General features: G+C 63.6%; 29 protein-coding genes. 14 read left to right on the forward strand and 15 right to left on the reverse strand.

Annotated elements, in window-relative coordinates:
* Positions 1–299: 299 nt before the first annotated feature.
* Complete coding sequence (locus tag FMM79_RS07885) at positions 300–1,823, reverse strand: fumarate hydratase (RefSeq protein ID WP_148626964.1); 1,524 nt, start codon at positions 1,821–1,823, stop codon at positions 300–302.
* A 246-nt stretch (positions 1,824–2,069) separates the two neighbouring features.
* On the opposite strand from FMM79_RS07885, the gene FMM79_RS07890 reads away from it, so the two are divergent.
* The 5 genes from FMM79_RS07890 to FMM79_RS07910 all read left to right on the forward strand — a co-directional run bounded on the left by FMM79_RS07890 (position 2,070) and on the right by FMM79_RS07910 (position 5,506).
* Positions 2,070–2,669: a protein-L-isoaspartate O-methyltransferase gene (locus tag FMM79_RS07890; protein WP_148626965.1), complete on the forward strand. Its 600-nt coding sequence runs from the start codon at positions 2,070–2,072 to the stop codon at positions 2,667–2,669.
* A 2-nt stretch (positions 2,670–2,671) separates the two neighbouring features.
* Positions 2,672–4,126, forward strand: a complete 1,455-nt coding sequence (locus FMM79_RS07895; protein ID WP_240339052.1) for a TolC family outer membrane protein — start codon at positions 2,672–2,674, stop codon at positions 4,124–4,126.
* A gap of 50 nt (positions 4,127–4,176) precedes the next feature.
* Positions 4,177–4,635 (forward strand): DUF2497 domain-containing protein, encoded by a 459-nt coding sequence (locus tag FMM79_RS07900; protein WP_148626966.1) that lies wholly within the window; start codon positions 4,177–4,179, stop codon positions 4,633–4,635.
* A gap of 74 nt (positions 4,636–4,709) precedes the next feature.
* Positions 4,710–5,132 carry a thioesterase family protein gene (locus tag FMM79_RS07905; protein ID WP_148626967.1) on the forward strand — a complete coding sequence of 141 codons (423 nt, stop codon included), beginning with the start codon at positions 4,710–4,712 and terminating at the stop codon, positions 5,130–5,132.
* Entirely contained in the window at positions 5,129–5,506 is a 378-nt protein-coding gene (locus FMM79_RS07910; RefSeq protein WP_148626968.1) for a ferredoxin, read from the forward strand. Before FMM79_RS07905 ends, FMM79_RS07910 begins: the two co-directional genes overlap by 4 nt.
* A 9-nt stretch (positions 5,507–5,515) precedes the next feature.
* Here the strand turns inward: FMM79_RS07910 and FMM79_RS07915 are convergent, their stop codons facing one another.
* Complete coding sequence (locus FMM79_RS07915) at positions 5,516–5,812, reverse strand: hypothetical protein (RefSeq protein WP_148626969.1); 297 nt, start codon at positions 5,810–5,812, stop codon at positions 5,516–5,518.
* A gap of 334 nt (positions 5,813–6,146) precedes the next feature.
* On the opposite strand from FMM79_RS07915, the gene FMM79_RS07920 reads away from it, so the two are divergent.
* The 3 genes from FMM79_RS07920 to xth all read left to right on the forward strand — a co-directional run bounded on the left by FMM79_RS07920 (position 6,147) and on the right by xth (position 7,945).
* Entirely contained in the window at positions 6,147–6,572 is a 426-nt protein-coding gene (locus FMM79_RS07920; RefSeq protein WP_148626970.1) for a CBS domain-containing protein, read from the forward strand.
* Between the two features lie 131 nt (positions 6,573–6,703).
* Complete coding sequence (erpA, locus tag FMM79_RS07925; protein ID WP_148626971.1) at positions 6,704–7,036, forward strand: iron-sulfur cluster insertion protein ErpA; 333 nt, start codon at positions 6,704–6,706, stop codon at positions 7,034–7,036.
* A gap of 132 nt (positions 7,037–7,168) precedes the next feature.
* Entirely contained in the window at positions 7,169–7,945 is a 777-nt protein-coding gene (gene xth / locus FMM79_RS07930; protein ID WP_148626972.1) for an exodeoxyribonuclease III, read from the forward strand.
* Between the two features lie 77 nt (positions 7,946–8,022).
* Here the strand turns inward: xth and FMM79_RS07935 are convergent, their stop codons facing one another.
* The 10 genes from FMM79_RS07935 to FMM79_RS07980 all read right to left on the reverse strand — a co-directional run bounded on the left by FMM79_RS07935 (position 8,023) and on the right by FMM79_RS07980 (position 14,635).
* Positions 8,023–8,694 carry a cell wall hydrolase gene (locus FMM79_RS07935; RefSeq protein ID WP_148626973.1) on the reverse strand — a complete coding sequence of 224 codons (672 nt, stop codon included), beginning with the start codon at positions 8,692–8,694 and terminating at the stop codon, positions 8,023–8,025.
* A 196-nt stretch (positions 8,695–8,890) separates the two neighbouring features.
* Entirely contained in the window at positions 8,891–9,220 is a 330-nt protein-coding gene (locus FMM79_RS07940) for a DUF1491 family protein (RefSeq protein WP_148626974.1), read from the reverse strand.
* Positions 9,221–9,225: 5 nt separating this feature from the next.
* A complete protein-coding gene (locus tag FMM79_RS07945; protein WP_148626975.1) occupies positions 9,226–9,723 on the reverse strand; it encodes a PaaI family thioesterase in 498 nt (165 codons plus the stop codon).
* Positions 9,713–10,174 carry a PTS sugar transporter subunit IIA gene (locus FMM79_RS07950; protein WP_148626976.1) on the reverse strand — a complete coding sequence of 154 codons (462 nt, stop codon included), beginning with the start codon at positions 10,172–10,174 and terminating at the stop codon, positions 9,713–9,715. The genes FMM79_RS07945 and FMM79_RS07950 overlap by 11 nt, the downstream gene beginning before the upstream one ends.
* A gap of 119 nt (positions 10,175–10,293) precedes the next feature.
* Positions 10,294–10,881 carry a ribosome hibernation-promoting factor, HPF/YfiA family gene (hpf, locus tag FMM79_RS07955; RefSeq protein ID WP_148626977.1) on the reverse strand — a complete coding sequence of 196 codons (588 nt, stop codon included), beginning with the start codon at positions 10,879–10,881 and terminating at the stop codon, positions 10,294–10,296.
* A gap of 28 nt (positions 10,882–10,909) precedes the next feature.
* Positions 10,910–11,593: a DNA polymerase III subunit epsilon gene (dnaQ, locus tag FMM79_RS07960; protein ID WP_148626978.1), complete on the reverse strand. Its 684-nt coding sequence runs from the start codon at positions 11,591–11,593 to the stop codon at positions 10,910–10,912.
* Between the two features lie 50 nt (positions 11,594–11,643).
* Entirely contained in the window at positions 11,644–12,240 is a 597-nt protein-coding gene (coaE, locus tag FMM79_RS07965; protein ID WP_148626979.1) for a dephospho-CoA kinase, read from the reverse strand.
* 34 nt (positions 12,241–12,274) lie between these two features.
* Positions 12,275–13,153 (reverse strand): shikimate dehydrogenase, encoded by an 879-nt coding sequence (gene aroE / locus FMM79_RS07970; RefSeq protein WP_148626980.1) that lies wholly within the window; start codon positions 13,151–13,153, stop codon positions 12,275–12,277.
* An 8-nt stretch (positions 13,154–13,161) separates the two neighbouring features.
* The gene (locus FMM79_RS07975; protein WP_148626981.1) at positions 13,162–13,746 is read right to left on the reverse strand and encodes a nucleoside triphosphate pyrophosphatase; all 585 of its coding nucleotides are present in this window, start codon (positions 13,744–13,746) and stop codon (positions 13,162–13,164) included.
* Between the two features lie 43 nt (positions 13,747–13,789).
* Positions 13,790–14,635: a pyruvate, water dikinase regulatory protein gene (locus tag FMM79_RS07980; protein ID WP_148626982.1), complete on the reverse strand. Its 846-nt coding sequence runs from the start codon at positions 14,633–14,635 to the stop codon at positions 13,790–13,792.
* 370 nt (positions 14,636–15,005) lie between these two features.
* Between FMM79_RS07980 and hemE the strand changes: the two genes are divergently transcribed.
* From hemE to FMM79_RS08000, 4 genes are all read left to right on the forward strand, one after another.
* The gene (gene hemE, locus FMM79_RS07985; protein ID WP_148626983.1) at positions 15,006–16,034 is read left to right on the forward strand and encodes a uroporphyrinogen decarboxylase; all 1,029 of its coding nucleotides are present in this window, start codon (positions 15,006–15,008) and stop codon (positions 16,032–16,034) included.
* A 75-nt stretch (positions 16,035–16,109) separates the two neighbouring features.
* Positions 16,110–16,553, forward strand: a complete 444-nt coding sequence (locus tag FMM79_RS07990) for a CopD family protein (RefSeq protein ID WP_148626984.1) — start codon at positions 16,110–16,112, stop codon at positions 16,551–16,553.
* 269 nt (positions 16,554–16,822) lie between these two features.
* The gene (gene rho, locus FMM79_RS07995; protein ID WP_148626985.1) at positions 16,823–18,079 is read left to right on the forward strand and encodes a transcription termination factor Rho; all 1,257 of its coding nucleotides are present in this window, start codon (positions 16,823–16,825) and stop codon (positions 18,077–18,079) included.
* A 33-nt stretch (positions 18,080–18,112) separates the two neighbouring features.
* Positions 18,113–18,820 (forward strand): YjbE family putative metal transport protein, encoded by a 708-nt coding sequence (locus tag FMM79_RS08000; RefSeq protein WP_205466571.1) that lies wholly within the window; start codon positions 18,113–18,115, stop codon positions 18,818–18,820.
* A gap of 195 nt (positions 18,821–19,015) precedes the next feature.
* Here the strand turns inward: FMM79_RS08000 and FMM79_RS08005 are convergent, their stop codons facing one another.
* The 3 genes from FMM79_RS08005 to FMM79_RS08015 form a co-directional block, all read right to left on the reverse strand.
* Positions 19,016–19,996 (reverse strand): quinone oxidoreductase, encoded by a 981-nt coding sequence (locus FMM79_RS08005; RefSeq protein ID WP_205466553.1) that lies wholly within the window; start codon positions 19,994–19,996, stop codon positions 19,016–19,018.
* A gap of 14 nt (positions 19,997–20,010) precedes the next feature.
* Positions 20,011–21,441: an FMN-binding glutamate synthase family protein gene (locus FMM79_RS08010; protein ID WP_371710887.1), complete on the reverse strand. Its 1,431-nt coding sequence runs from the start codon at positions 21,439–21,441 to the stop codon at positions 20,011–20,013.
* Positions 21,442–21,623: 182 nt separating this feature from the next.
* Positions 21,624–22,322, reverse strand: a complete 699-nt coding sequence (locus FMM79_RS08015; RefSeq protein ID WP_148626987.1) for a dienelactone hydrolase family protein — start codon at positions 22,320–22,322, stop codon at positions 21,624–21,626.
* A gap of 150 nt (positions 22,323–22,472) precedes the next feature.
* Between FMM79_RS08015 and FMM79_RS08020 the strand changes: the two genes are divergently transcribed.
* Positions 22,473–22,748, forward strand: a complete 276-nt coding sequence (locus FMM79_RS08020) for a DUF6489 family protein (RefSeq protein ID WP_148626988.1) — start codon at positions 22,473–22,475, stop codon at positions 22,746–22,748.
* Between the two features lie 63 nt (positions 22,749–22,811).
* Positions 22,812–24,116 (forward strand): tRNA uridine-5-carboxymethylaminomethyl(34) synthesis GTPase MnmE, encoded by a 1,305-nt coding sequence (gene mnmE / locus FMM79_RS08025; protein ID WP_148626989.1) that lies wholly within the window; start codon positions 22,812–22,814, stop codon positions 24,114–24,116.
* The last annotated feature ends 56 nt before the right edge of the window (positions 24,117–24,172 follow it).

The raw sequence follows: 24,172 nt of genomic DNA on the forward strand, positions 1-24,172 counted from the left end.
TGTTCCCCCGCCTTAGCCCCGACGAGGGGGATCAGGCCAGTTCCCCGGTCGGTTCGCAATGGCTTTTTGTCGAGGGGTGCGCCAATCGCACGGCAGTAGTGGGAAATCTATGGGGTCACCAAACTGACAACCTGACCTTCCCCGCGCTGCCATGGCTGAGAAAGGAGAGGCCGCCTATTTTGAGGTCAAGCGGCGATGGCCCCTTGAATATAGTACTTTCATCTTCTGCCCCTCACACCAAAACGGGCGGGTCAGCTTGCGCCGCCCGCCCATCTTCAGGTTCGCGAAGGTGCTCTCGCTCAATCGGCGAGCAGGTGCTCTTTGGCGATCTTTTCCTGCCACACCAGCGGGGCGAGTTGGTGGACGTTCTTGCCTTCGGAATCGACGGCCACGGTCACCGGCATGTCCTCGACGGTGAACTCATAGATCGCTTCCATGCCCAGGTCCTCGAAGCCCACGACTTTGGCTTCCTTGATCGCGCGGGAGACGAGGTAGGCCGCGCCGCCGACTGCCATGAGGTACGAGGATTCGTGCTTGGCGATGGACTCGGTCGCGGCCGGACCGCGCTCGGCCTTGCCGACGCACGCCAGGAGACCCTGCTCGAGCATGGTGTCCATGAACTTGTCCATGCGCGTCGCGGTGGTCGGACCTGCCGGGCCGACGACTTCGTCACGCACCGGATCGACGGGGCCCACGTAGTAGATCACACGGCCCTTGAAATCGACGGGCAGTTCCTCGCCCTTGGCGAGCATGTCCTGGATGCGCTTGTGCGCGGCGTCGCGGCCGGTCAGCATCTTGCCGTTCAGCAGCAGGCGGTCGCCCTGCTTCCAGCTCTTCACATCTTCGGGGGTGAGGGAGTCGAGGTCGACACGGATGGCTTCCTTGCTCGGCTTCCATTCCACCTGTGGCCAGTCGGCAAGGTTGGGCTTTTCGAGGTAGCTCGGACCCGAACCGTCAAGCGTGAAGTGCGCGTGGCGGGTCGCCGCGCAGTTGGGGATCATCGCGACCGGCTTGTTTGCCGCGTGGCAGGGCCAGTCAAGGATCTTGACGTCGAGGATGGTGGCAAGGCCGCCAAGCCCCTGCGCGCCGATGCCCATCGCGTTGACCTTGTCGAAGATCTCGATGCGCAGCGCCTCGATGTCGTTCTGGGGACCACGCGCCTTGAGCTGGCCCATGTCGATCGGGTCCATCAGGCTCTGCTTGGCAAGCTTGACGCAGTGCTCGGCGGTGCCGCCGATGCCGATGCCCAGCATGCCCGGCGGGCACCAGCCAGCGCCCATCTGGGGCAGCATTTCCAGTACCCAGTCGACGATATTGTCGCTGGGGTTCATCATCTTGAACTTGGACTTGGCTTCCGAACCGCCACCCTTGGCGGCCACATCAACCGTGATCTTGTTGCCCGGAACCATCGAGACCGAAAGCACCGAGGGCGTGTTGTCCCTGGTGTTGCGGCGAGTGAAGGCGGGATCGGCCAGCACCGAGGCGCGCAGCTTGTTCTCCTTGTTGCCGTAGGCGCGGCGCACGCCCTCATCGACCACTTCCTGCAAGGAGCGCTCGCTCTCGAGGCGGCAGTTCTGGCCCCACTCGATGAAGACGTTGACGATGCCGGTGTCCTGGCAGATGGGGCGGTGGCCCTCGGCGCACATGCGCGAATTGGTGAGAATCTGCGCGATCGCGTCCTTCGCCGCGGGGCCCTGTTCGGCCTCGTAGGCCTCGCCCAGCGCGCGGATGTAGTCCATCGGGTGGTAGTAGCTGATGTACTGCAGGGCGTCGGCGACACTTTCAATCAGGTCGTCTTCGCGGATAGTCACCATTTCGGCCATGGGATCAAACGCTCCTGTTGCGCGGTCCCGGACTTGGGACCTGTTCTGCTTTTGCGAGTTCCCATAGGCCGCGTGCCCCCCATCGTCAAAGCGTCAAGATGGATCGACCAGTGCCATTCAAAGCACTTGAGCCCGAAGGCCTCCTTGGCCTAGAAGGCGCATTGCAAAAGCCGACTTATCCGCGCGCACCTTCTGCCTGGGACCATCAGGCCCGACAGCCGCGCTTGCTTGAGGGATAGTGAACAGATGACCCTGACCGAGGACCGGTCCGCCACCGCGCCGAACGAGGCCCGACGCGCGATGATCTCCAGCCAGCTGCGCACCAGCGGCGTCAACGAGCCCTGGGTGCTGACCGCGATGGCCAGCGTCGCGCGTGAGGACTTCGTGCCTGCAGACTGGAAGGAAGCCGCCTACATCGACCGCGCCGTGCCGCTGGGCGAAGGCCGTTTCCTCGCCGCCCCGCTGTTCTACGGCGCCGCGCTGACCGAAGCTGACCCGACCCAGGCAAAGAAGATCCTGCTGGTGGGCGATGCCAACAGCTATTACGCCGCGCTGCTGCGCACGCTCGTCGCCGAGTTCGACACGATTACCCCGGCACAGGCTCTCGAGGCCGGCCAGGGCGGCTACGACCTGATCCTGGTCGACGGCGCCGCCGAGGAACTGCCCGAAGCGCTCGTCGCCCGTCTGGAGGACGAGGGCCGCGTGGTCACCGGGGAAATTCTGCGCGGCGTCTCGCGTCTCGCCGTAGGCGTCAAGACAGCCGGCCACCTGGCACTCCTGCCCGTGCACGAGCAGGGCATTCCCGCCGTTCCCGAATTCGCAGCGCCCAAGCGCTGGAGCTTCTGACCGTGTCCCGGCTCGCGCGGCGTGCCGGGATGATGACAGGCGCTGCACTGATCAGCCTCGCCGGGGTGCTTCCGGCGCGGGCTGATACCTTGCGCGAAGCTCTCGTCCAGGCCTACCAGACCAACCCGACGCTGGAAGCGGCCCGTTCCGGTCAGCGCGGCGTGGACGAGAACGTGGCAATCGCCCGTGCCGCGGGCCTTCCCAGCGCCAGCGTCTCGGGCACGTACACCGAGTTCGTGGTGACCAGCCGCACCTCGTTCACCGCGCCCGAACGCCTGCTTACGGGACAAGGCGACGTCTCGATCCCGATCTACTCGGGCGGTTCAGTCAAGAACCGCGTCAAGGCGGCTAAGATCCGCGTCGGCGCGGGCCAGGCAGACCTGCGCGCCAGCGAGAGCCAGCTCTTTGCCAACGTGGTCGCGGCCTACATGGACGTGATCCGGGGCGAAGCGCTTGTCGGGCTCAACCGCAAGAACGTCGCGGTGCTGGAGGTCAACCTGCAGGCCACACGCGACCGTTTCGAGATCGGCGATGTCACCCGCACCGACGTCGCGCAGTCGCAGTCGCGCCTGGCGCTGGCGCAGAGCAACGTGCTGAGCGCCGAGGCGACGCTCGCCGCCGCGCGTGAAACCTACATCCAGCTGGTTGGTAAGGCACCGGAATCTCTGGCCCCGCCGCCGCCTCTGCCGGGCCTGCCCGACGACGCGCGCGAGGCGGTCATGGTTGCTCTCGACAACAACCCCGCGCTGATCTCCGCGCGTGAATCGAGCCGGGCTGCGGAAAAGGATATCGACGTAGCCGGGGCCGGGCGCCTGCCCACCCTCGCGCTGTTCGGGCGGGGCAGCTACAGCAACTATCTCGATACGCTCGGCGGCGTGGGCAGCAGCGCCGTGCCGCAGACCGACCGCCAGGCGCAAATCGGTGCACAGGTCTCTATCCCTCTCTTCCAGGGCGGCCTTCCCGCCGCCCAGCGCCGTCAGGCCCAGGCCCAGGCCTCGGCCGCACTCGAACAGGAAATCGCCGCCGAACGCGATGTGATCGCGCAGGTCCGTTCAGCCTTCACCGCCTACAGGGCCGCGCTCGACCTCATCGAATCCTCGCAGGTCGCGGTCGATGCCAGCGAACTCAGCCTCGAGGGCGTGCGCGCCGAGAACTCGGTAGGCAACCGTACCATCCTCGACATCCTCGATGCCGAGCAGGAATACCTCAACGCGCAAACCGATCTCGTCACTGCGCAGCGCAATTCCTACGTCGCCGGCTTCACCCTGCTTGCCGCGATGGGCCGCGCCGAAGCTCGCGACCTCAACCTCGAAGGCGGCATTCTCTACGACCCCCAGGTCAATTACAAGCGTGTTCACGACAAGATCTTCGACTGGGAAAGCGACCCCGCACCTGTGGCCCGTTCGACGCGTACCGTTGACACGCCGGTCCAGGACGGCGACATTCTGGAAAGATAGATCTACCGCGCGCCCGACTCGAGGGCCTGCTTTTTAAGGGTTTTTACGAGATGGGCCACAACGGCGAACCTTCGGTCGAGGAGATTCTCCAGTCGATCAAGAAGGTGATCGCGCGCGAGACTCTCTCAGGGATCGGCACCAATGCGCAAGCGTGCAGCGCGCAGGCAGCACCGGAACCCGCCCACAGCTACGAGGAATCGGTGCTCGAGCTCGACGAGGCCGAAGCGCTCGCCGACGATGCGCCGCAGCCTGCGCCCACCCGGGACGACACGTCGCTGCTCCAGCCGCAGAGCCGCAAGTCGATGCAGGATTCCCTCGCCGCACTGGCGATGATGTCCGAACCCGGCATGAAACCGCGCATCGTGCGCTCGGGCGAAACCTCGCTCGAGGACCTCACGCGCGAACTGCTGCGCCCCGCGCTCGCCGAGTGGCTCGACCGTAACCTGCCCCCGATGGTCGAGCGCCTCGTTGCCGACGAAATCGCGCGCATCGTCGGCAAGAAGGTCTGATCGGGCCAGTAGCGAAGGGAGAGAGCGCCTTCAGGGGCTGGACCTCAGCCCTGCCACTTCCTACCTGATCGCCCATGGCCAAACCTGATCCCGGGCTGCTCGACGCCAGCCGATACCCCTTTCACCACGACATCGTCCCGCGCTTTGCCGACCTTGATCTCAACCGGCACATCAACAACGTTACCATGGCGGCCTACGTCGAGGACGCGCGCGTGCGTTTCTACGAGGCCTCGGGCTACCGCAAGCACCTCACCGGGCTCAGCACGATGGTGGTCAGCCTCAGTCTCGAATACCTGAACCAGACGCACTATCCTGACCCGGTGACCATCGCCTGCGCGGTAGAGCGCGTCGGGCGAACCTCCATGACCATGATTCACGTCGTCATCCAGAACGAGATACCCGTGGTCTTCTCACGCTGCGTGACGGTAGCGGTCGACGCTTCGGGGCAAACAGTCGCCATTCCCGAACTTCTCAATGAATGGACGCTGCGCCCGTGAGCGCGAACGAGGCCGAACTCCGCATTGCGCGCGCCGCGCTCGCCAAGGCGGGGGGCGAGGATATTTCGCGCCACATATTCCTGTGCGCAGAGCCCCACAAGGCCAAGTGCTGCTCGCCCGAAAAGGGCGCCGCCGCCTGGAAATACCTCAAGAAGCGCCTGAAGCAGCTTGGGCTTGAAGGGCAGGGGGGCATTGCCCGCTCCAAGGCGGATTGCCTGCGCATCTGCACGGCGGGGCCGGTCGCGGTCGTCTGGCCCGAGGGGGTCTGGTACCATTCGTGCACCGAGAACGTCCTGGAAGAAATCATTCAGGAGCACCTCGTCGCCGGCCGCCCGGTCGAGCGCTACCGGCTGCGTCCTCCCGAAGAGTCCTGAAGCTCGCCCTCAAGGCGCGTTGCGCTCATCCTCCAGGGGATCTGTGATCGATTCGTCGTGGCCGGTTCCGCTCGACAGGAACGCCAGCCCCATCAGCGCCGAGGCCAGCAGCATCGTGAATCCCACGCCGAGCGCCGCAGCAATGTAGAAGTGGATCGAGACCGCTCCGTTGGAACGGTAGAGCAGATAGATCGCCGCAGCGACAAAACCGACCGTGACCAGCATCATCCAGCGCATGATGCGCAGGTACCGCGCCCAGGCGTGCGCGGCCTTCTCGGGATCGTCGAGGGGTGAAGGGGGGACCATGAGCCACCTCTGCGCCTTTGGTGAGCCCTCTGCAAGTGGGAGCAGGTCAGAAGGATCAATCCGAGGGCCATCGCCCTCGGGCTCCCCAAACTGTCTGACCCACCTTGCGCACGCCAAGTTGGCTGAGAAAAGTGAGCTCGCCAATTGTGGGGGGCACGAGGTAATAACCCCTTGAATCAATATTTCCTTTTTGCCCCTTATACTTGACTTAGCGGCAATGCTAAGGCGCCCCTTGGGAAAGCTCCGCAAGTAGTCGGCGGCCCAAGCCTGTGGTATTCTCTTTCGGTCCGGTCCAACGAGTCCGGCGCCGTCGCTCACGAACAGGGAGAGCAGGATGACGATTGAAAGGATAATCGAAGGCCGCCACGACATTGTAACCTGCCCCGCCTCGGCCACGGTTCGCGAGGCTGCCGGACTTCTTGCCGAGCGCCGCATCGGCGCAATGCCGGTGATGGACGGCAATGCCATCGCTGGCATCTTTTCCGAACGCGACGTGCTCTACCGCCTGCGCGAATTCGGCGCAGAGCTCCTCGACAAGCCCGTGCGCGAGGTGATGACTGCGCCCGCCGTCACGGTGGCCCCGACCACCTCGGCGATGACCGCGCTGGCGATGATGACCAAGCGCCGCATCCGCCATCTGCCGGTGGTCGAAGGGGGCTGCATGATCGGCTTCGTCTCGATCGGCGACATCGTGAAGTACCGCATCGACAAGGTCGAGGGCGAGGCTGCGGCCCTGCGCGACTACATCCAGATGGCCTGAGCCACTCCATGTGTGGCTCCTGGGGGCAGTGGCCACGACACGATCCGGGAATTGCACAAGATTCCCGGACCTTTTCTGCAACCTCGCGCGGCGAACTTGTCGGCGAGCCCGCACGGGCCTACATTGGGCGCATGGAAAACACCGCAATCGCTCTCAGCCCGTCCGCAGCCGCCCGTGTCGCCACGATCGCGCAGAAGCAGGACAAGCCCGCGATCCTGCGGCTTTCGGTCGAGGGTGGGGGCTGTTCGGGCTTTCAGTACAGGTTCGACCTGGCCGAGGTTCCCGACAGCGACGACTGCGTGGTCGAAACCGACGGGGTGCGTCTGGTAGTCGATCCGGTCAGCCTCGACCTCGTGAACGGCTGCGTGGTCGACTACGTCGAGTCGCTCGGCGGCGCCGCGTTCCGGGTCGAGAACCCGATGGCGGCCGCAGGTTGCGGCTGCGGCTCCAGCTTCAGCATCTGATCCCCAGGCTCCGGTTCAAAAGAGCGTGCGCGCCGTGCGCATGCGCATAGCGGCGGACAAGCGCATCTCGCAGGCCAAAAGGCACGGCGCGGGCCTTGACGTGTGCCCCTCCTCCTGCCGAGAAGGCGGGCCATGAAAATCGCCAGCTTCAACATCAACGGCGTCAAGGCACGCCTGCCCCGCCTGCTCGAATGGCTTGCCGAGACGCGGCCCGCTGTCGCCTGCCTGCAGGAGATCAAGTCGCAGGACGAGGGCTTCCCGATCGCCGAGTTCGAGAAGCTGGGCTACAAGGGCATCTGGCATGGCCAGAAGAGCTTCAATGGCGTTGCCATTCTGGCCGACGGAGAAATGCCGGTCGAGGTCCAGCGCGGTCTGGAGGGCGAGCCCGAGGACGACCACTCACGCTACATCGAAGCGGAGGTCTTTGGCATCCGCGTGGCTGGCATCTACCTGCCCAACGGCAACCCCGTTCCTGGCCCCAAGTTCGACTACAAGTTGCGCTGGATGAAGCGTCTTCGCGAACGCATGGCGCAGATCCGCGCCGAGGAAGTGCCCGCCATCGTCACCGGCGACTTCAACGTCATCCCCTTCGACCGCGACATCTGGTCACCGCCCGCAATGGCAAGCGACGCGCTGATGCAGCCGGAATCGCGCGATGCCTACTTCCGCCTGCTCGGCGATGGCTGGACCGACGCCATCGCAACGCACAACCCGCAAGGCGGCGTGTGGACCTACTGGGACTATCAGGCGGGCGCCTGGCCGCGCGACCACGGCTTTCGCATCGACCACGCGTTGCTTTCGCCCGAACTGGCCGACCGGCTGGTTGCCTGCGGCGTCGACAAGGCGCACCGCGGCCGCGAGAAGGCCAGCGACCATGCTCCTGTCTGGGTGGAGCTGCGCGACATTTAAAAGCGTCTGCGCCGGACACACGAAGGCCGGGGAGCGCCTATGAGCGCTCCCCGGCCTCTCTCAGCCCACTAGAAGGCTTAGCGGTAGAAGATGTGGTTATCGACGCGCGCAAGGCGCGCATGGCGCCAGCGGGGCGAGATACGGGCGGCGTGGAAGAACAGCGCGCCCTTGGCCGGATTGTCCCAGCCATCGGCCGCGGCAATGCGCGCAACCGCAACGGCACGCTTCCAGGCGGCCGAACGCTCGGGGATACGGGGCAGGCGGCCCCGGCGCACAAACGAGAACTGCGAACGCTGCAACACGACCGAGCAGTAGCTGTCGGGGAAACGGTCGGAGTTAGCGCGGTTGATGACCACGCGGCCAACAGCCAGCTGACCTTCCAGCGTTTCTCCGCGCGACTCGAAATAGATCGCACCGGCAAGGCAGCGCATGTTGCGACTGAGCTTGGCGGGCGCATCCTGCATGGCCACGAGCTGGGCCAGAGTCTCGGCGGTGTCATCACCCGAAACGTCGGAGTCGCCGCTCTCGGGGAGCGCCTGGACCACCGGCTCGGCAACGAATGCGACGTTGCTGGAATCGGAAGAGAGAAGGGCAGAGGCGCCCTCAGCCTCCACCACGGGGTTCTGATCGAGTGCCGGGACCGGCTCATGATCGGACGCGGCTGCACCCGAACCCTGGGTGCTTACGACAGCAGTGACAACTGATGCGGCTAGCGCCACCGCGCTCGCCCACTCAAGCTTCGTACCCATTAAGACAAAATCTAATGCGGTGAACGGTCCGACACAGGTTGGAACGAAGGGGCACTATGTGCCGTTACATCTTCGTTCGGACCTGCCGACGATTCCCCGTCTGCGTGCTAGCCGGGTGTGCCGAAATGCCACCAGACCGCGTTCGCCTTTGCGGGGCGCCCTTTAGCTTGCAAGGCTTGCAAGTCAACCCGAAAAGCTACCTGGCTTCGATGAAACGCACCCCATCGGCGATGTCCAGTTCCACGATCCAGAGATCCGGGTCCTGCTGTCCGCGGCGCTCCAAAAATTCGGCAAATTCCCAATGTTTTTCAGTATTTTGCTCACGCGACATAGTCCATTTTCGGGTTCCGTCAAGCTGAGGCATGCGCTCATAAGCCCTTGAATTACGGCCTCTTTCGACAAGCACGACCATGAGCGTTCCGGCGTCACGCTCGCCTTTGCTCAACACCATGCCGAAGCCCCCTTCCGACTCGACTCTGCGGATCAGGGCGGAAACTTCCATGTGGGCTGGGAGACGCGCCTCCATGCGACTCAGTCCTCGCAGGCGGTGTGGTAGCCGGGCAGGCCCGAAAGCGCGATGCGCGAGCGCATGAAGGTGCCGCTGCCCCGGCCAATCTCATCGCCCGCCTCGTCGATCAAGCGCGATTCCGCCACGAACACTCGGCGCCGGCCACTGATATAGGTGCCCTCGGCCACCAGGCGGCCGCCCGTGACCGGCCTGGTCAGGTGCAGGTTGAAGGCAGTCGTCAGCAGGAAGCGGTCCGAGACAAGCGTGTTGGCCGCGTAGAAGGCGGCATCGTCGAGCATCTTGAAATAGATCGTGCCATGCGCCGCGCCCCCTGCGTGGAAGACCTCGGGGCTGACATCGAAATGGATGCGTGCGCGGCCCTCGCCCGGGATCTCGAGACGCGAGGCGAACATCTGATTGATGGCTGCTGAGGAATAGAGGCTTTCCAGCCCGCGCCAGTGAAGATTGGCTCCCGGGGGATTGCCGCTAGCCCCGGCATCGGGGCCACGCTCAGGCGGCATCGCGGTCGAGGACGTTATTGAGAAGAGCGTAGATGGCCTCGGGACCGGTCGCCTCGACCAGCGTGGCGTGCATGCGTTCATCGCGCATCATGCGCGAGATCGCTGCCAGGGCGTGAAGGTGCGTGGCGCCTGCGCCCTGGGGCGAGAGAAGACCGAAGACGAGATCGACCGGGAGACCATCGGCCGATTGGAACTCAGCCGGGGATTCGAGCCGGATGAAGGCCGAAACAGGGCGCTTGAGGCCCTCGACGCGGGCGTGCGGAATCGCGATGCGGCGCCCGAACCCGGTGCTGCCCAGCTGCTCGCGTTCCAGCAGAGCGCCCAGGACATGCGCTCCGTCGAGCTCATAGACCTCGGCAAAGAGCCCCGCAAGATGCTTGAGAATGGCGTCCTTGCCCTCCACGTCGATCGACGTGACCGCAGCCGGAAGCAAAGTGAAAAGACTGGTCATTGCAGATAAGATCGAGGTCGTGTGACCACTCTTCCGTCCCATTTATGCACGATCAGCCCCCGAATGCTCGGGGGCTGCCGAATTTCCGCGAAGAGGAAATTGCGGGCTCGCGCTGTGCGTCAGGCCGGCTCAACCCACCCGATCGAGCCGTCGCCGCGGCGGTAAACCATATTATGACGGCCCGTGCCAGCGTTTTTGAAGAAGAGCGCCGTGGTGTTGCGCAAGTCCAGCATCATCACCGCATCCGACACCGTGGCCTCGGGAATATCGACCCGGGTCTCGGCAATCACGACGGGAGCATCGGTATCGATATCCTCGTCCTGCTCGGTCGCGGATTCCTCGAAGATGGTATAGGCCGCTTCCTCGACAATCGAACCGTCGGCCATGGCCATCGCGTGCGCGGCCTGCTCGGAGCGGTCCGTGAGGCGGCGCTTGTAGCGGCGCAGCTGCTTGTCGATCTTCTCGGCCGCCTGGTCGAGCGCGACATGCGCGTCGTGGGCGATTCCGGTGCCCTTGAGCACGAGATTCTGCATCGCGTGCATCACGATATCGCAGCGGAAGGCCCCGGCCGGAGCGCGCCCGAAGGTTACCTGTGACGATATGGCCCTGTTGAAGTACTTCTCGATGATCGCCGTCAGCCGTTCGTTGGCGTGGATCTGCAGGGCCTCGCCGGTTTCGACTTGATGACCGGAGACACGGATATCCATGGGCGAATACTCCTCTTTTCTATCGTTATCAGGCACCCCAAAGCGGGGTATCGACCGACTTCAGAAACTCTGCATGGGCAGAAAGTTCCTCATCGGTGGCCGCGTGGGGACGCGGCTGTCGGAAGGGACGATCCTTTCGCGTGAGGACCTTGGTTTCCGACACGATCTCAGTTGTTTGTGCGACCAGTTCGAGACCTATCTGGCGGCCGCCCCGCAGCTCCACATAGACCTGCGCCAACAATTCGGCGTCTAGGAGAGCGCCGTGTTTGGTGCGATGACTTCGATCAATTCCATACCGCGAGCACAGCGCATCGAGCGAAAGTTTCGCGCCCGGGTGCTTGGCCTTGGCCAGCACGATGGTGTCGACCATGCGATCAAGGTCAATCGCGGGGTGTCCGGCCATCGCCAGCTCGGCGTTGATGAAGTTGAAGTCGAAGGTCGCGTTGTGGGCGACCATCGGACTATCCTGAACGAAGTCGAGGAACTCCTGCGCGCACTCGGCAAAAAGCGGCTTGTCGGCAAGGAAGGCTTCGGACAGGCCGTGGACCGCTTCGGCCTCGGCGGGCATCGAGCGCTGGGGATTGAAATAGGCGTGGTAGGAATTGCCCGTCTCGACCCGGTTGATCATCTCGACGCAGCCGATTTCGACCATGCGGTCCCCGTTCCTGGGGTCAAAGCCGGTGGTCTCGGTATCGAAGATAATCTCGCGCATCTTATCTCATATCTGCCTCACAGGGCCCGGGCGCAAGGTCTGACCGGCGATTATTCCGCACTGCCGAGCGCCGTGACGAGGGCATGCACCTGCGCACGCGTTTCCTCCAGGCTGGTTCCGGTATCGATCACATGTTCGGCGCGCGCGCATTTCTCCGCGTCAGGCACCTGAAGTTTCAGAATCCTCTCGAACTTTTCTTCGCTCATCCCTGGCCGGGCCAGCACGCGTTCGCGCTGGACATCAGCCGGAGCGGACACGACCGCAACCGCATCCACATCCCGGTATCCGCCCTTTTCGTAAAGGAGCGGTATATCGAAGACCACGAATGGGCACCCTAGATTGGCCGCGACGAAAGCCTCGCGCCGAGTCGCAACAGCGGGATGGACAATGGCCTCGAGTCGCGCGAGCGCCTCGGTATCGCCGAACACCGCCGCGCCCAGCGCTGCGCGGTCAACGCCATCTGGCCCGGTCGTGCGCGGAAAAGCGGACTCGATGGCGTCCAGCAATTCCCCGCCCGGCCCCTGCAGGGCATGGACCTCGGCGTCCGCATCGAAGACTGGCACGCCTTCGTCTCGGAACATGCCCGCCACGGTCGATTTGCCCATGCCGATCGAGCCAGTCAGGCCCAGGAAGCGGGGTCGTGCCATGGCGATGTCCTCTCCTTCTGGCGGCGCCAAGGTTTCAGGCCAGAATCCGCGCGCGCAATTCCTCGTCATCCCCGCGCGGGGGCTTGGCGCCGAAGAAGCGCTCGAAGGCGACATCCGCCTGGCCGATTAGCATCGAGAGCCCGTCGACGGTCGCAAAGCCAGCTTCCTGCGCCGCCTTCAGGAAGTTGGTCTCAAGCGGGCTGGTGACGATATCGTAGACCACCGAGGCGGGCGGTGCATGGCTGAAATCGAAGGTGAGCGGGGGCTGTCCGGTCATGCCCAGCGGACTGGCGTTGACGATGAGATCAAAACAGCCCTGCCGGTCGTCGAACGCAAAGTCGGTAGGATCGGCGAAATGGTCGAGCGCGATGGCGTGGTGCTCACCCTCGGGGTCGAGCTCGTCGAGCATCGCGCGCGCTTTTGTCGGATTGCGTCCAGCCAGCACGATGGTGAAGTGCTCGCGCGCCAGTGCGGCCACGATGGCGCGGGCCGCGCCTCCGGTACCCAGCACGCGCGCCATGCGGAAGAGGTGCGTCTTGTCCAGTGTCGCGCGCAGCGGCTCAAGGAAGCCCGGCGCATCGGTGTTGGTGCCCGTCAGCGTGCCGTCGTCCTCGCGCACGATGGTATTCACGGCGCCAATCGCCTCGGCAATCGGTTCCAGGCGGTCGAGCAGCGGTAGGACGGCCAGCTTGTGCGGCATGGTGACGTTGCAGCCGCGCCAAAGCGGATCGGCCCGCCGACGCGCAAGATAATCCTCCAGATCCTCAAGGCGGACATGGCAATGGTCATAGCGCGCCGAAAGCCCCAGCTTCTCGATCCAGAAGCCGTGAATCACAGGAGACTTGGACTGGGCAATCGGATCGCCGATCACTTCGGCGTAGGGCAGCGCGTCCGCCTGGTTCGTTGTGCTCATGCTCGTGCTCATTGCCCCAGGACTCCCATGCTGCGCAGCGCCGCCTGCACCTTGAGCAGCGGCATGCCCAGGATCGTGAAATAGTCGCCCGCGATCTCCTCGAAGATCTGCACGCCGCGCCCCTCTATTCGAAAGACGCCGACACACCCCGCAACCTCGGGCCACTCGGCCGACAGGTATGCCTCGATAAAGGCATCGGAGAGGGGAGTGACATGAAGACGCGCCTCAGCGGCTTCGGACCAGAGCACCTCGCCCCCGCGGGCGAGCGCGGCCGCGCTGTGAAGGTGCATCACCTTGCCCGAGAAAAAGCGCAGATGGGCAGCCGCCGCCTCACGGTCGGCCGGCTTGTCGAAGCGCATGTCGCCGCACACCACGAGTGAGTCACTCCCCAGCACGAGTTCGCCCGGGTTCGCCTGCGAAACGGCGAGCGCCTTCTCGCGCGCCAGCGCCAGCGCGATCTCCGGGGCAGGGGCCTCACCGAGCGCGGCTTCAAGCGCCCGCTCGTCGATGTCGGCGGGCTGGGCAGTGAAGGCGATGTCGGCCGCCTCAAGCATGGCGCGCCGCGAGGCGCTCTTGGATGCAAGCAGGATCATGGGTGTTTTCGCAAAGAGTGAGTCAGGAATGGCAACGAGCAAATCAGATCGGTTTCGGGCCGACCTGGCCGGTACGACCGGCGGCCTTGCGTTCATTGTGCAGGTTGATGACTGCGGCCGCCGTCTCCTCGATCGAACGGCGGGTAACATCGATCACCGGCCAGGAATTGTCCGCGAACATACGCCGGGCATATTTCACTTCGCTTTCGACCTTCTCGGTCTGGACGTAATCGGTGTCGGGCGACTGGCTGAGCGAGAGAAGACGGTTGCGGCGCACCTGGATCAGGCGTTCGGGCGCGGTCGTCAAGCCCACCACCAGCGGACGTTTCAGGCCGTAGAGCGAAGGGGGAGGGGGGCTCTCCGGAACAATCGGAATGTTGGCCACCTTGAAGCCTCGGTTGGCAAGGTAGATCGAGGTCGGCGTCTTGCTCGTGCGCGAGACGCCCGCGAGAACGATGTCGGCTTCCTCCCAGTCCTCCCAGGCGATGCCGTCATCGTGCGCGATGGTAAACTGAATCGCGTCCACCCGCGCGAAGTAGGCGTCGTCCAGACGGTGCTGGCGGCCGGGACGGCCCTTGGCTTCCTGCCCGAGCAGGGCCTCAAGCGCGTCGGTCACCCCATCGAGAACGGCAATCGCGGGCAGGCCCAGCTTCTGGCAGGTCTCTTCCAGACGGCTGCGCGTGTTCTCGTTGACGAGGGTATAGAAGACGAGCCCGGGGTTTGTGGAAATCTCCCCCATGATCCGGTCAAGGTGTTGCTGTGAACGGACCATCGGCCAGAAGTGGCGAAGGACCTCGGTATCGTCGAACTGCGCGAGCGCCGCCTTGGCGATCATCTCGAGCGTCTCGCCCGTGGAATCGGAAAGAAGATGAAGGTGAAAACGCGCCATGACGGCCAGGCAAGGTCCTTTTCGGGGCCGCTCGGGAGCCGAGGCCCCATGGGACAGCCCTGTGGATAGAGGGCCCATAAACCACGGGATAGCTCCGGTGACAACTGAGAGGGCACTTATCCTCCCCAGTGCCCCGGATTCGCTCCTCCACTTCTGGACAGGCTCCGGGAATCTTCCACACCCTGTGGATAGGGCGGATAATGAATCTTTGACTCATGAGTCAGCAAGAGTCGTTCGGACTCATTCTCCCTGTTCATCCGGGGACAATTCAGGCATTGCGCGCCAATCCCCGATATCCACAGGGCCAACAGACTCCATCAACCTTTTATAAAAATTCTAAATTTTTTTGTTCGGAACGGAAAAGAACGCGATGCCTGGTCTCCTTCTCGACACTTTGCGCGGCTCGAACACCGAGGAACGCCCGATATGGCTGATGCGCCAGGCTGGCCGCTATCTCCCGGAATACCGCGAACTGCGGGCCGAAAAAGGAGGCTTCCTATCGCTTGTCTATGACACCGATGCCGCGGCCGAGATCACGATGCAGCCGATCCGCCGTTTCGGCTTCGATGGCGCGATCCTCTTTTCCGACATTCTCATCGTGCCGTTTGCAATGGGACAGGATCTCACCTTCGTTGCAGGCGAGGGTCCCAGGCTTTCTCCACGCCTTGTGGATAGTGCCCTCACGAGCCTTACGGCCGTCCCTGAGCGCCTGACCCCGATCTACGAGACGGTACGTAAGGTCCGAGCCCAGCTGGAGCCTTCCAAGACGATGCTCGGCTTCGCCGGGTCTCCCTGGACCGTGGCTACGTATATGGTGGCGGGAGAGGGCAGTCGGGACCAGGCAGAGACACGCGCGCTGGCCTATCGCGATCCCGAGGGCTTTCAGGCTATCGTGGAGGGTATAACCGAGGTCACCGTCGACTATCTCTCAGGTCAGATCGAGGCCGGAGCCGAAGCGATCCAGCTTTTTGACTCCTGGTCAGGGACGCTTTCGCCTTCGCAGTTCGAACGCTGGGTCATCGCCCCGAACGCCCGGATGGTGGAGGAACTGCGCGCCCGCCATCCCGAGACTCCCATTATCGGTTTTCCCAAGGGCGCGGGTGAGAAGCTGCCCGCTTACGCCCGCGAAAGCGGCGTTGACGCGGTCGGTTTGGACGAAACGATCGACCCGGTCTGGGCCGCACGCGAACTGCCTGCCGGAATGCCGGTGCAGGGCAATTTCGATCCCCTCCTCGTGCTGGCGGGCGGAGACGACCTGGAATCGGAGGCCAACCGCGTTCTGGATGCTTTCGCAGACCGTCCTCATGTCTTCAATCTCGGACATGGAATTGGTCAGCACACTCCGATCGCGCACGTCGAGCGCCTTTTTTCCACCGTCCGGGCCTGGCGCCGCACCTGACCTTTTCAGGCGCGCGTCAAACCCCTAGATAGCGGCCAACAGGGCATACGCTTTCAAGAGGGACGACTAAGGCTCATGGAGCAGATCTTGCAGACCACCTACCTCTGGCTGAAGGCCGGCCACATCATCTTCGTGATCTTCTGGATGGCCGGACTGTTCATGCTGCCGCGCTATTTCGTCTACCATCAGGAGGCCGAAGCCGGCTCGCCCGAAGAGGCGCGCTGGATCGATCGCGAAGCCAAGCTGCGCAAGATCATCCTGACCCCTTCGCTCATCGCCGTGTGGATCTTCGGGATCGCGCTAGCCACCGCCATGCACTACTGGTCCGCGCCCTGGCTGCACGCCAAGCTGCTCTTCGTGGTGGCGCTCTCGGCCTATCATGGCTGGCTGGTGAGCTACGGCAAGAAGCTGGCGAAGGGGCAGCGCGGGATGAGCGGCAAAGCGCTGCGCATGCTGAACGAGGTCCCCAGCCTTGTAGCGGTCGTCGTAGTGATCCTGGTAGTCGTCAAACCCTTCTGAGACTGCCCACACACCAAAAAAGGCCCGGCGCGAAAGCTCCGGGCCTTTTTTGGTGCCTGTTTTCGATTCACCGCAAGGGGATAGGGACTGGGCCCACACCGGAGCCTCCAGAATCCATGACTTATTGACCGCAGGCCTGCAAAAGCCTATTTGCAGCCCTGTCCCGGCACAGGGCGGCGCCTTAAGCTCGCCTGCCCGGATCCGCTTTCCCCAAGCCCAATGATCCGCCCGGCCGACACTTTTTCTCTTTCCATTCGGAAACCACCAAGATGCACCTGAAAGAACTCAAGAAGAAGACACCGGCCGAACTGGTCGCCATGGCCGAGGAAATGGGCGTGGAAGGCGCGTCCACGATGCGCCGCCAGGATCTCATGTTCGGGATTCTCAAGGAAGTCGCCGAGGACGGCGAAGAGATAATGGGCCTTGGCACCATCGAGGTGCTGACCGATGGCTTCGGCTTCCTGCGCAGCCCCGAGGCAAACTACCTCGCCGGTCCCGATGACATCTATGTCTCGCCCAACCAGGTCCGCAAGTGGGGCCTGCGCACGGGCGACACCGTCGAAGGCGAAATCCGCGCGCCACGTGACGGGGAACGCTACTTCGCGATCACCAAGCTGACCAAGGTCAACTTCGATGATCCCGACGTCGTGCGCCACCGCGTCAACTTCGACAACCTGACCCCGCTCTATCCCGAACAGCGCCTGCAACTTGATACTCTCGACCCCACGGTCAAGGACAAGTCGGCGCGCGTGATCGATCTCATCAGCCCGCAGGGCAAGGGCCAGCGCGCGCTCATCGTCGCGCCGCCGCGCACGGGTAAGACCGTGCTGCTCCAGAACATGGCCAAGGCCATCACCGACAACCACCCCGAGGTGTTTCTGCTCGTCCTCCTAGTCGACGAACGTCCCGAGGAAGTCACCGACATGCAGCGCTCGGTGAATGGCGAAGTGATCTCCTCGACCTTCGACGAGCCGGCCCAGCGGCACGTGCAAGTCGCTGAAATGGTTATCGAAAAGGCCAAGCGCTTGGTAGAGCACAAGCGCGACGTGGTCATCCTTCTGGACTCGATCACGCGTCTGGGCCGCGCCTACAACACCGTGGTTCCGAGCTCCGGCAAGGTGCTCACCGGCGGTGTCGATGCCAACGCCCTGCAGCGTCCCAAGCGCTTCTTCGGTGCTGCGCGCAACATCGAGGAGGGCGGCTCGCTCTCGATCATCGCGACCGCGCTCATCGACACCGGCAGCCGCATGGACGAGGTCATCTTTGAAGAATTCAAGGGCACCGGTAACTCGGAAATCGTGCTGGATCGCAAGGTCGCCGACAAGCGCATCTTCCCGGCGCTCGACGTGGGCAAGTCCGGCACCCGCAAGGAAGAGCTGCTGGTTCCCAAGGACCAGCTCTCCAAGATGTGGCTGCTGCGCCGTATCCTGATGCAGATGGGCACGGTCGATGCGATGGAATTCCTGCTCGACAAGATGAAGGATTCCAAGACCAACGAGGATTTCTTCGCCACGATGAACCAGTAAAACGGGTAACGGGGGCTTTCTTACGTGACTATTATGGATGTCCTGGTCGCGTCCGGCTCGATTGGCGGGCCGGCCGAGATCTGGCAGCATATCGTGGAGGACTTCGCCAACATCACCGAGCCAGCGGCCCTCGCGGCTTTCGGTCAGGTGCTGATGATCGATCTCCTGCTGGCCGGTGACAACGCGATCGTAGTTGGCGCGCTGGCCGCTGGGCTTCCGGCTGCGGATCGCAAGAAGGTCATCCTGATCGGTATCGGCGCGGCCCTTGTCCTGCGTATCGTCTTCGCGCTCGCGGTGACCTGGCTACTCGGTGTGGTTGGGCTGATCTTCGCTGGCGGTCTGCTGCTTCTCTGGGTGGCCTGGAAGTTCTGGCGTGAACTGCGCGAGGATGTCGGCCAGTCGACCGGTTCGCCGGAGATCGAGGGGGACCAGCACTCGGGGCTGAAGTCAGCCAAGAGCTTTGCAGGAGCCGCCTGGGCCGTTGCGGTGGCCGATGTGTCGATGAGCCTTGACAACGTACTCGCCGTGGCGGGCGCCGCGCGCGAGCATCCGGGAATCCTGATCGTTGGCCTGCTGCTCTCGGTTGTGCTGATGGGCGTCGCGGCGAACTTCATCGCCCGCTACATCGAGCGTTATCGCTGGATTGCCTACATCGGGCTTGCGGTCATTCTCTACGTGGCCTGCAAGATGATCTACGAGGGCTGGATCGATCCGCAGTTGGGGATCGTCTCGCTGGTCTAACAAAGAGGCCCGGAAGGCTTGAACCTTCCGGGCCTCTTTGTTTGCGGCAAAGAAGAAGGATTCGAAGAGCCGTCGCCCCTTGCCCCTAAACTGTCTAGCACACCTTCCGCACGCTGCGGCGGCTGACAGAGGTGCGCCAGACAGTATGGGAAGCCCGAGGACGATGGCCCTCGGAATCCCGTCTACTTCGTCTTCTCAAGGAATAAGCACTGTCGAACCGGTCGTTGCCCGGCTCTCGAGCGCCCGGTGCGCATCGGCCGCATCTTCAAGCGCGAACGTCTGGCCGATCTTCACGTCGAGAACACCGCTGGCGATACGGCCGAACAGCTTTGCTGCGCTTGCATCGCGCGCTTCGGGCGTTGCGAGGTAGTGGGCGAGAGTAGGGCGCGTGGCGTAGAGGGACCCGCCTCCGCCGTTCATCAGGTCGAGCATGGCGACGGGCGGAACGGCACCTGAGGCGTTGCCGAAGCTCACCATGAGACCGCGGCTGCGCAGGCAGGCGAGGGATGCCTCCCAGCTTGCCGCACCCACGCCGTCGTAGACCACGTCGCACATCTTGCCGTCTGTGATCTGGTGGACTTGCTTTGCGAGCGTGGCGAAATCGCCATGCAGGGAATGGGCATCGGGTACGAGGACCTGCGCGGCTTTCTCAGCGCTGCCGCAGTGCGCGATGACGGTGACGCCTTTGTCGGTCAGCCAGGGCACGAGCAGCGATCCCACACCGCCCGCCGCGGCATGGACAAGGGCGGTGTCGCCCGCCTTGGCTGGGAAGGTGTCCTCAGCCAGGTAGCAGGCGGTCAGACCCTTGAGGAGGACGGCGGCAGCGACCTTCGGATCGACCGAGGAGGGCACGCGGATGGCCTTGTCGGCGGGCACGATGCGGTGCGTGGCGTAGGCGCCCCCATTGCTTGTCAGGCCCACGCGTTCGCCCAGGTCAAAGCCTTCGATACCGTCCCCCAAGGCGATAATCGTGCCTACGCTTTCCGATCCGAGCACGATTGGCAGCGCATCGGGATAGAGGCCCTTGCGAAAGTAGGTGTCGATGAAATTGAGGCCGACAGCCTCGGTTTCGATCAGCAGCTCGCCTGGACCGGGGGAGGGAACCTCGAATGTTTCACGTGAAACCTTTTCGGGGCCGCCGTGCTCGGTGACGATCATGCGGTATCCGGTAGTCATGGAAATTCCTGTAATCAGGGGTGAATGGAGGCCGCAAGGCTGGAGACTCGGCGGAACGTGTGTGGGGCCGAAACCTTCCAGGCGTGAGCGTAGTGTGTGCTGCCGGGATCGTCGAGAAGCTGGCCGGGGGCGACGAAATTGTAGACCTCGTCGAGTGGCCCGGCTTTGGCGCTGTCAATGCGCTGGTACATGTCATGCTCGTTGAGCTGCCAAGGACTGCGGTACCCCATGGCAACGACGATCTCGCGTAGCGAACGCAGAGTCTCCTTCTGGAAACGGGCGACGCGCTCGGCCTTGTCGTCAACGACGAGGCCGCGCTGGCGCCAGTTGACCTGCGTCGCAACGCCTGTGGGGCATTCGCCTGTATGGCACTTCATCGATTGCACGCAGCCCAGCGCGAACATGAAGGGGCGGGCGGCGTTGCACCAATCGGCGCCCAGGGCAAAGGCTCGGGCCATGCCCGCACCCGAGTGAATCTTGCCAGACGCGGCCAGACGGACGCGATCCTTAAGGTTGGTGCCGACAAGGGCATTGCGCATCAGCATGAGGCCCTCGCGCAGGGGCATTCCAACATTGTCGGTCAACTCCTGCGGGGCCGCTCCCGTCCCGCCTTCGGCGCCGTCAACAACGATGAAGTCAGGCACGATTCCGGTCTCGAGCATGGCCTTGACCAGAGCCATCACTTCGTGGGGTTGGCCTACGCAGAGCTTGAATCCGGTGGGCTTCCCCCCAGACAGGCTGCGCAGCTGCGCGACGAATTCCAGGAGCTGGATAGGCGTCGAGAAGGCGGGATGCGCGGCCGGCGAAATGCAGTCCTCCCCGACGTCCACATGGCGTGCCTCGGCAATCTCGGGAGTGACCTTGGCACCGGGCAGGACACCGCCATGCCCGGGCTTGGCGCCCTGGCTCAGCTTGATTTCGACCATCTTTACCTGCTCGTCATTCGCCTGCTGGGCAAACAGTTCAGGATTGAACGATCCGTCCTTGTTGCGGCAGCCGAAGTAGCCGCTGCCCAATTCCCAGATCAGATCGCCGCCGTGTTTGCGGTGATAGCGGCTGATCGAGCCTTCGCCCGTGTCATGGGCGAAGCCCCCGATGGCCGCGCCCTTGTTAAGGGCTTCGATAGCGTTGGCCGACAGCGAGCCGAAGCTCATTGCCGAAATGTTGAGAAGCGCGCTCGAATAAGGCTTGGCGCATTCATCGCCGCCGACACGCACGTGCCAGCTTTCGGGCGCATCCTCATTGGGCGTGATCGAATGGCCAAGCCATTCGTATTCGTCCGAGTAGACGTCGAGTTCGGTACCCATGGGATGCGTCGATACGGCGCCCTTTGCACGCGCATAGACGAGCGCGCGCTGGTCGATGGTGAAAGGACGCCCCTCACGCTCGCCCTCCACGATGTAGGCGCGCAGGAACGGACGCAGGTCCTCGAAAAGCCACCGCATACGTGCCACGAGGGGGTAATTGCGGCGTAGCGCGTGCCGGTTCTGGAAGAAGTCTAGGAGCGTGACGCCTAGGATTGGAAGGAGTACAACAAGCAACCAGCGCAGCGAGGGGAGGGCCGTGCAGGCTAAGGTCGAGGCCAGGACGGCCAGGGGGACGAGGTAGCGCGGACCCGTCAGAGCCTTCACCCGATGTGCTCCATGATGAAAGCCTCGGTACGGCTATCGGCAAGCTGGGCACCCGCTTCGTCACGGCGCGAACCCATCTCGGCGGCAAATCCATGGTCGAGCCCTTCGTAGTCGTAGAGAGTCACCTTTGGGTGGTCGTCGAGACCATCGTGCATGTCCTTCTGGACTTCGGGCGGATTGAAACCATCGGCGGTCGGGATGTGGAGGAGGAGGGCATTCGATATGGCGTGCTTCTCGTTCAGCATCTCGTCGATCCCCACGCCATAGTAGCCGACCGAGGCGTCGATGTCGGTGCGAGCGGCGGCCTGATAGGCAATCTTGCCCCCCATGCAGAAGCCGATGAGCGCGACCTTGGGCACTCCCGCCTCGTTGCGGATCCAGTGAATTACGGCTTCGATGTCGCGGATGCCGGAGTCGAAATCGTGCCCTCCCATGAGGTCGAGCGCCTTCTTGAATTCAGGCTCCTTGTCGGCGTCGAGTTCAACGCCCGGCTCCTGACGCCAGAAGCTGTCCGGTGCCACGGCCAGATAGCCCTTGGCCGCCCATTGGTCCGCCTTCTGGACGATCCCCGGGTTCACGCCGAAGATTTCCTGCTGGACGATGATGGCGCCGCGCGGCGTACCCTCGGGGCGCGCGACGTAGGCCGGGATGCCCGCGGCTTTATCCAGAGTGGGGATCACGGTGTTGGTGGCCATGGGCAAGTCTCCTCTTCGTGCGGCGCTCTGTGGCGCTAGGCTACGGGCGCCGCGCACCGGCGTCCTCCTTGCAGGTAGGTACGAGCAATGGACTTTGCCATGCGTATGTGTCAGCCTTCATTCGACAAAAAACGAGATCAGGAGAGCCTCATGAAGGTCAATGTCGAGGTCGAATGTTCACCTGAGGAGGCGCGGCGCTTTCTTGGTCTCCCGGATGTGACCCGTGCAAACGAAGTTTACGTCGAGGCCTTGACCAATGCGATGAAAGGGGCTGGCAGTTTCGATCAGCTTCAGGAGCTGACGAAGCAAATGGCGCCGATGGGCCAGATGGGCCTCAAACTCTTCCAGCAATTCCTCGAAAGCGGCATGTCCATGGCCATGAGCGGGGCCGCGCAGGGGATGGGCGAGAAGCCCAAATCGGAGTAAGGGCGCCGCTCAGGTTCCTGTCCGGCGACGCTGTTCGCCTTCCGCTTGAGTGAATACGAGCCCATGTCCGAGACCATTTTTGCCCTTTCGAGCGGTGCACCTCCGGCCGCTCTTGCTGTCATCCGCATCAGTGGCAAGGAGGCCGGGACGGCCGTGAGCGCACTCGCAGGGAAGCTTCCGGAACCTCGCAGGGCCAGCCTTCGTACCTTGCGCGTTTCACGTGAAACAGTGCTCGATCAGGCCTTGGTCCTGTGGTTCCCAGGACCCTCGACGGCGACAGGTGAAGATCTTGCCGAATTGCATTTGCATGGAGGCCGGGCTGTCGTCCGGGCTGTAGAGGCCGCACTTGCGGGTTTGGCCCAGTCGGCAGAAGGCGCGCCTGGCCTGTCCATACGTCCGGCCGAACCCGGCGAGTTCACACGACGTGCCTTTGCCAATGGCCGGATCGATCTGGCAGAGGCCGAGGGCCTTGCTGATCTGCTTTCTTCCGAGACCGAGCTCCAGCGCCGGGCCGCCATTGCGATGGCGGGCGGGGCCTTGTCGCAGCAAGTCTACGCGTGGCGTGATCGGGTCCTGGGCGCTTCAGCCGGTGTGGAGGCGGTACTCGATTTCAGCGACGAAGACGATGTGGCCGTGCTACCCGCATCGTTCCACGCCGACCTGGCAAGTCTCTCTGAGGAGCTTGCGAACTGGCTGTCTCGGCCACGAGCCGAAGCACTGCGGGAAGGCCTGCGCATCGTTCTGGCCGGACCTCCCAACGCGGGCAAGAGCACACTCTTCAATGCGCTCGTGGAGGATGAGGCCGCGATCACGGCGCCGCTCGCGGGGACGACGCGTGACGTCCTGATCCGCGCCGTTGCGCTGGATGGCGTTCCCTTTGCCTTCATTGATACGGCCGGTCTGCGGGACGGTACAGACGATGCGATCGAGGCCATTGGTGTGGATCGTGCGCGTGGCGAACTGGAGCGGGCAGATCTCGTCCTATGGTTGGGACCGGAAGGGGAAGGCCCTGAGCTGGCTTGGGAGATCGACGCCCAGATCGATCGGGAGGGGCATGAACCGAAGGCCCAGGCCAGGCACCACATCTCTGCCATAACGGGGGAGGGGCTTGATGACTTGCGCCGGGATCTCGTTGCGCATGGGCGCTCCTGTCTTCCTCGACCGGGCGAGCTCGCGCTGAATCGACGACAGGGGGAAATGCTTTCGCAGGCCCTGAACGGCATCCGTAGAGCTGGCGTACAGTCCGATCTTCTCATCGTCGCGGAGGAACTGCGGACAGTGCGGGTCGCGTTCGATTCTCTGATCGGACGGGCGACCACCGAGGACATGCTTGATGCGCTTTTTGGGCGATTCTGCATCGGGAAGTAATCGGCGCAGGGTTTCAGGACTCCGTCTCTCCATTGCCTTCCCTTCGTATGTTTCAC

It is taken from the genome of Novosphingobium sp. BW1, from assembly GCF_008107685.1.
Classification (GTDB): domain Bacteria; phylum Pseudomonadota; class Alphaproteobacteria; order Sphingomonadales; family Sphingomonadaceae; genus Novosphingobium.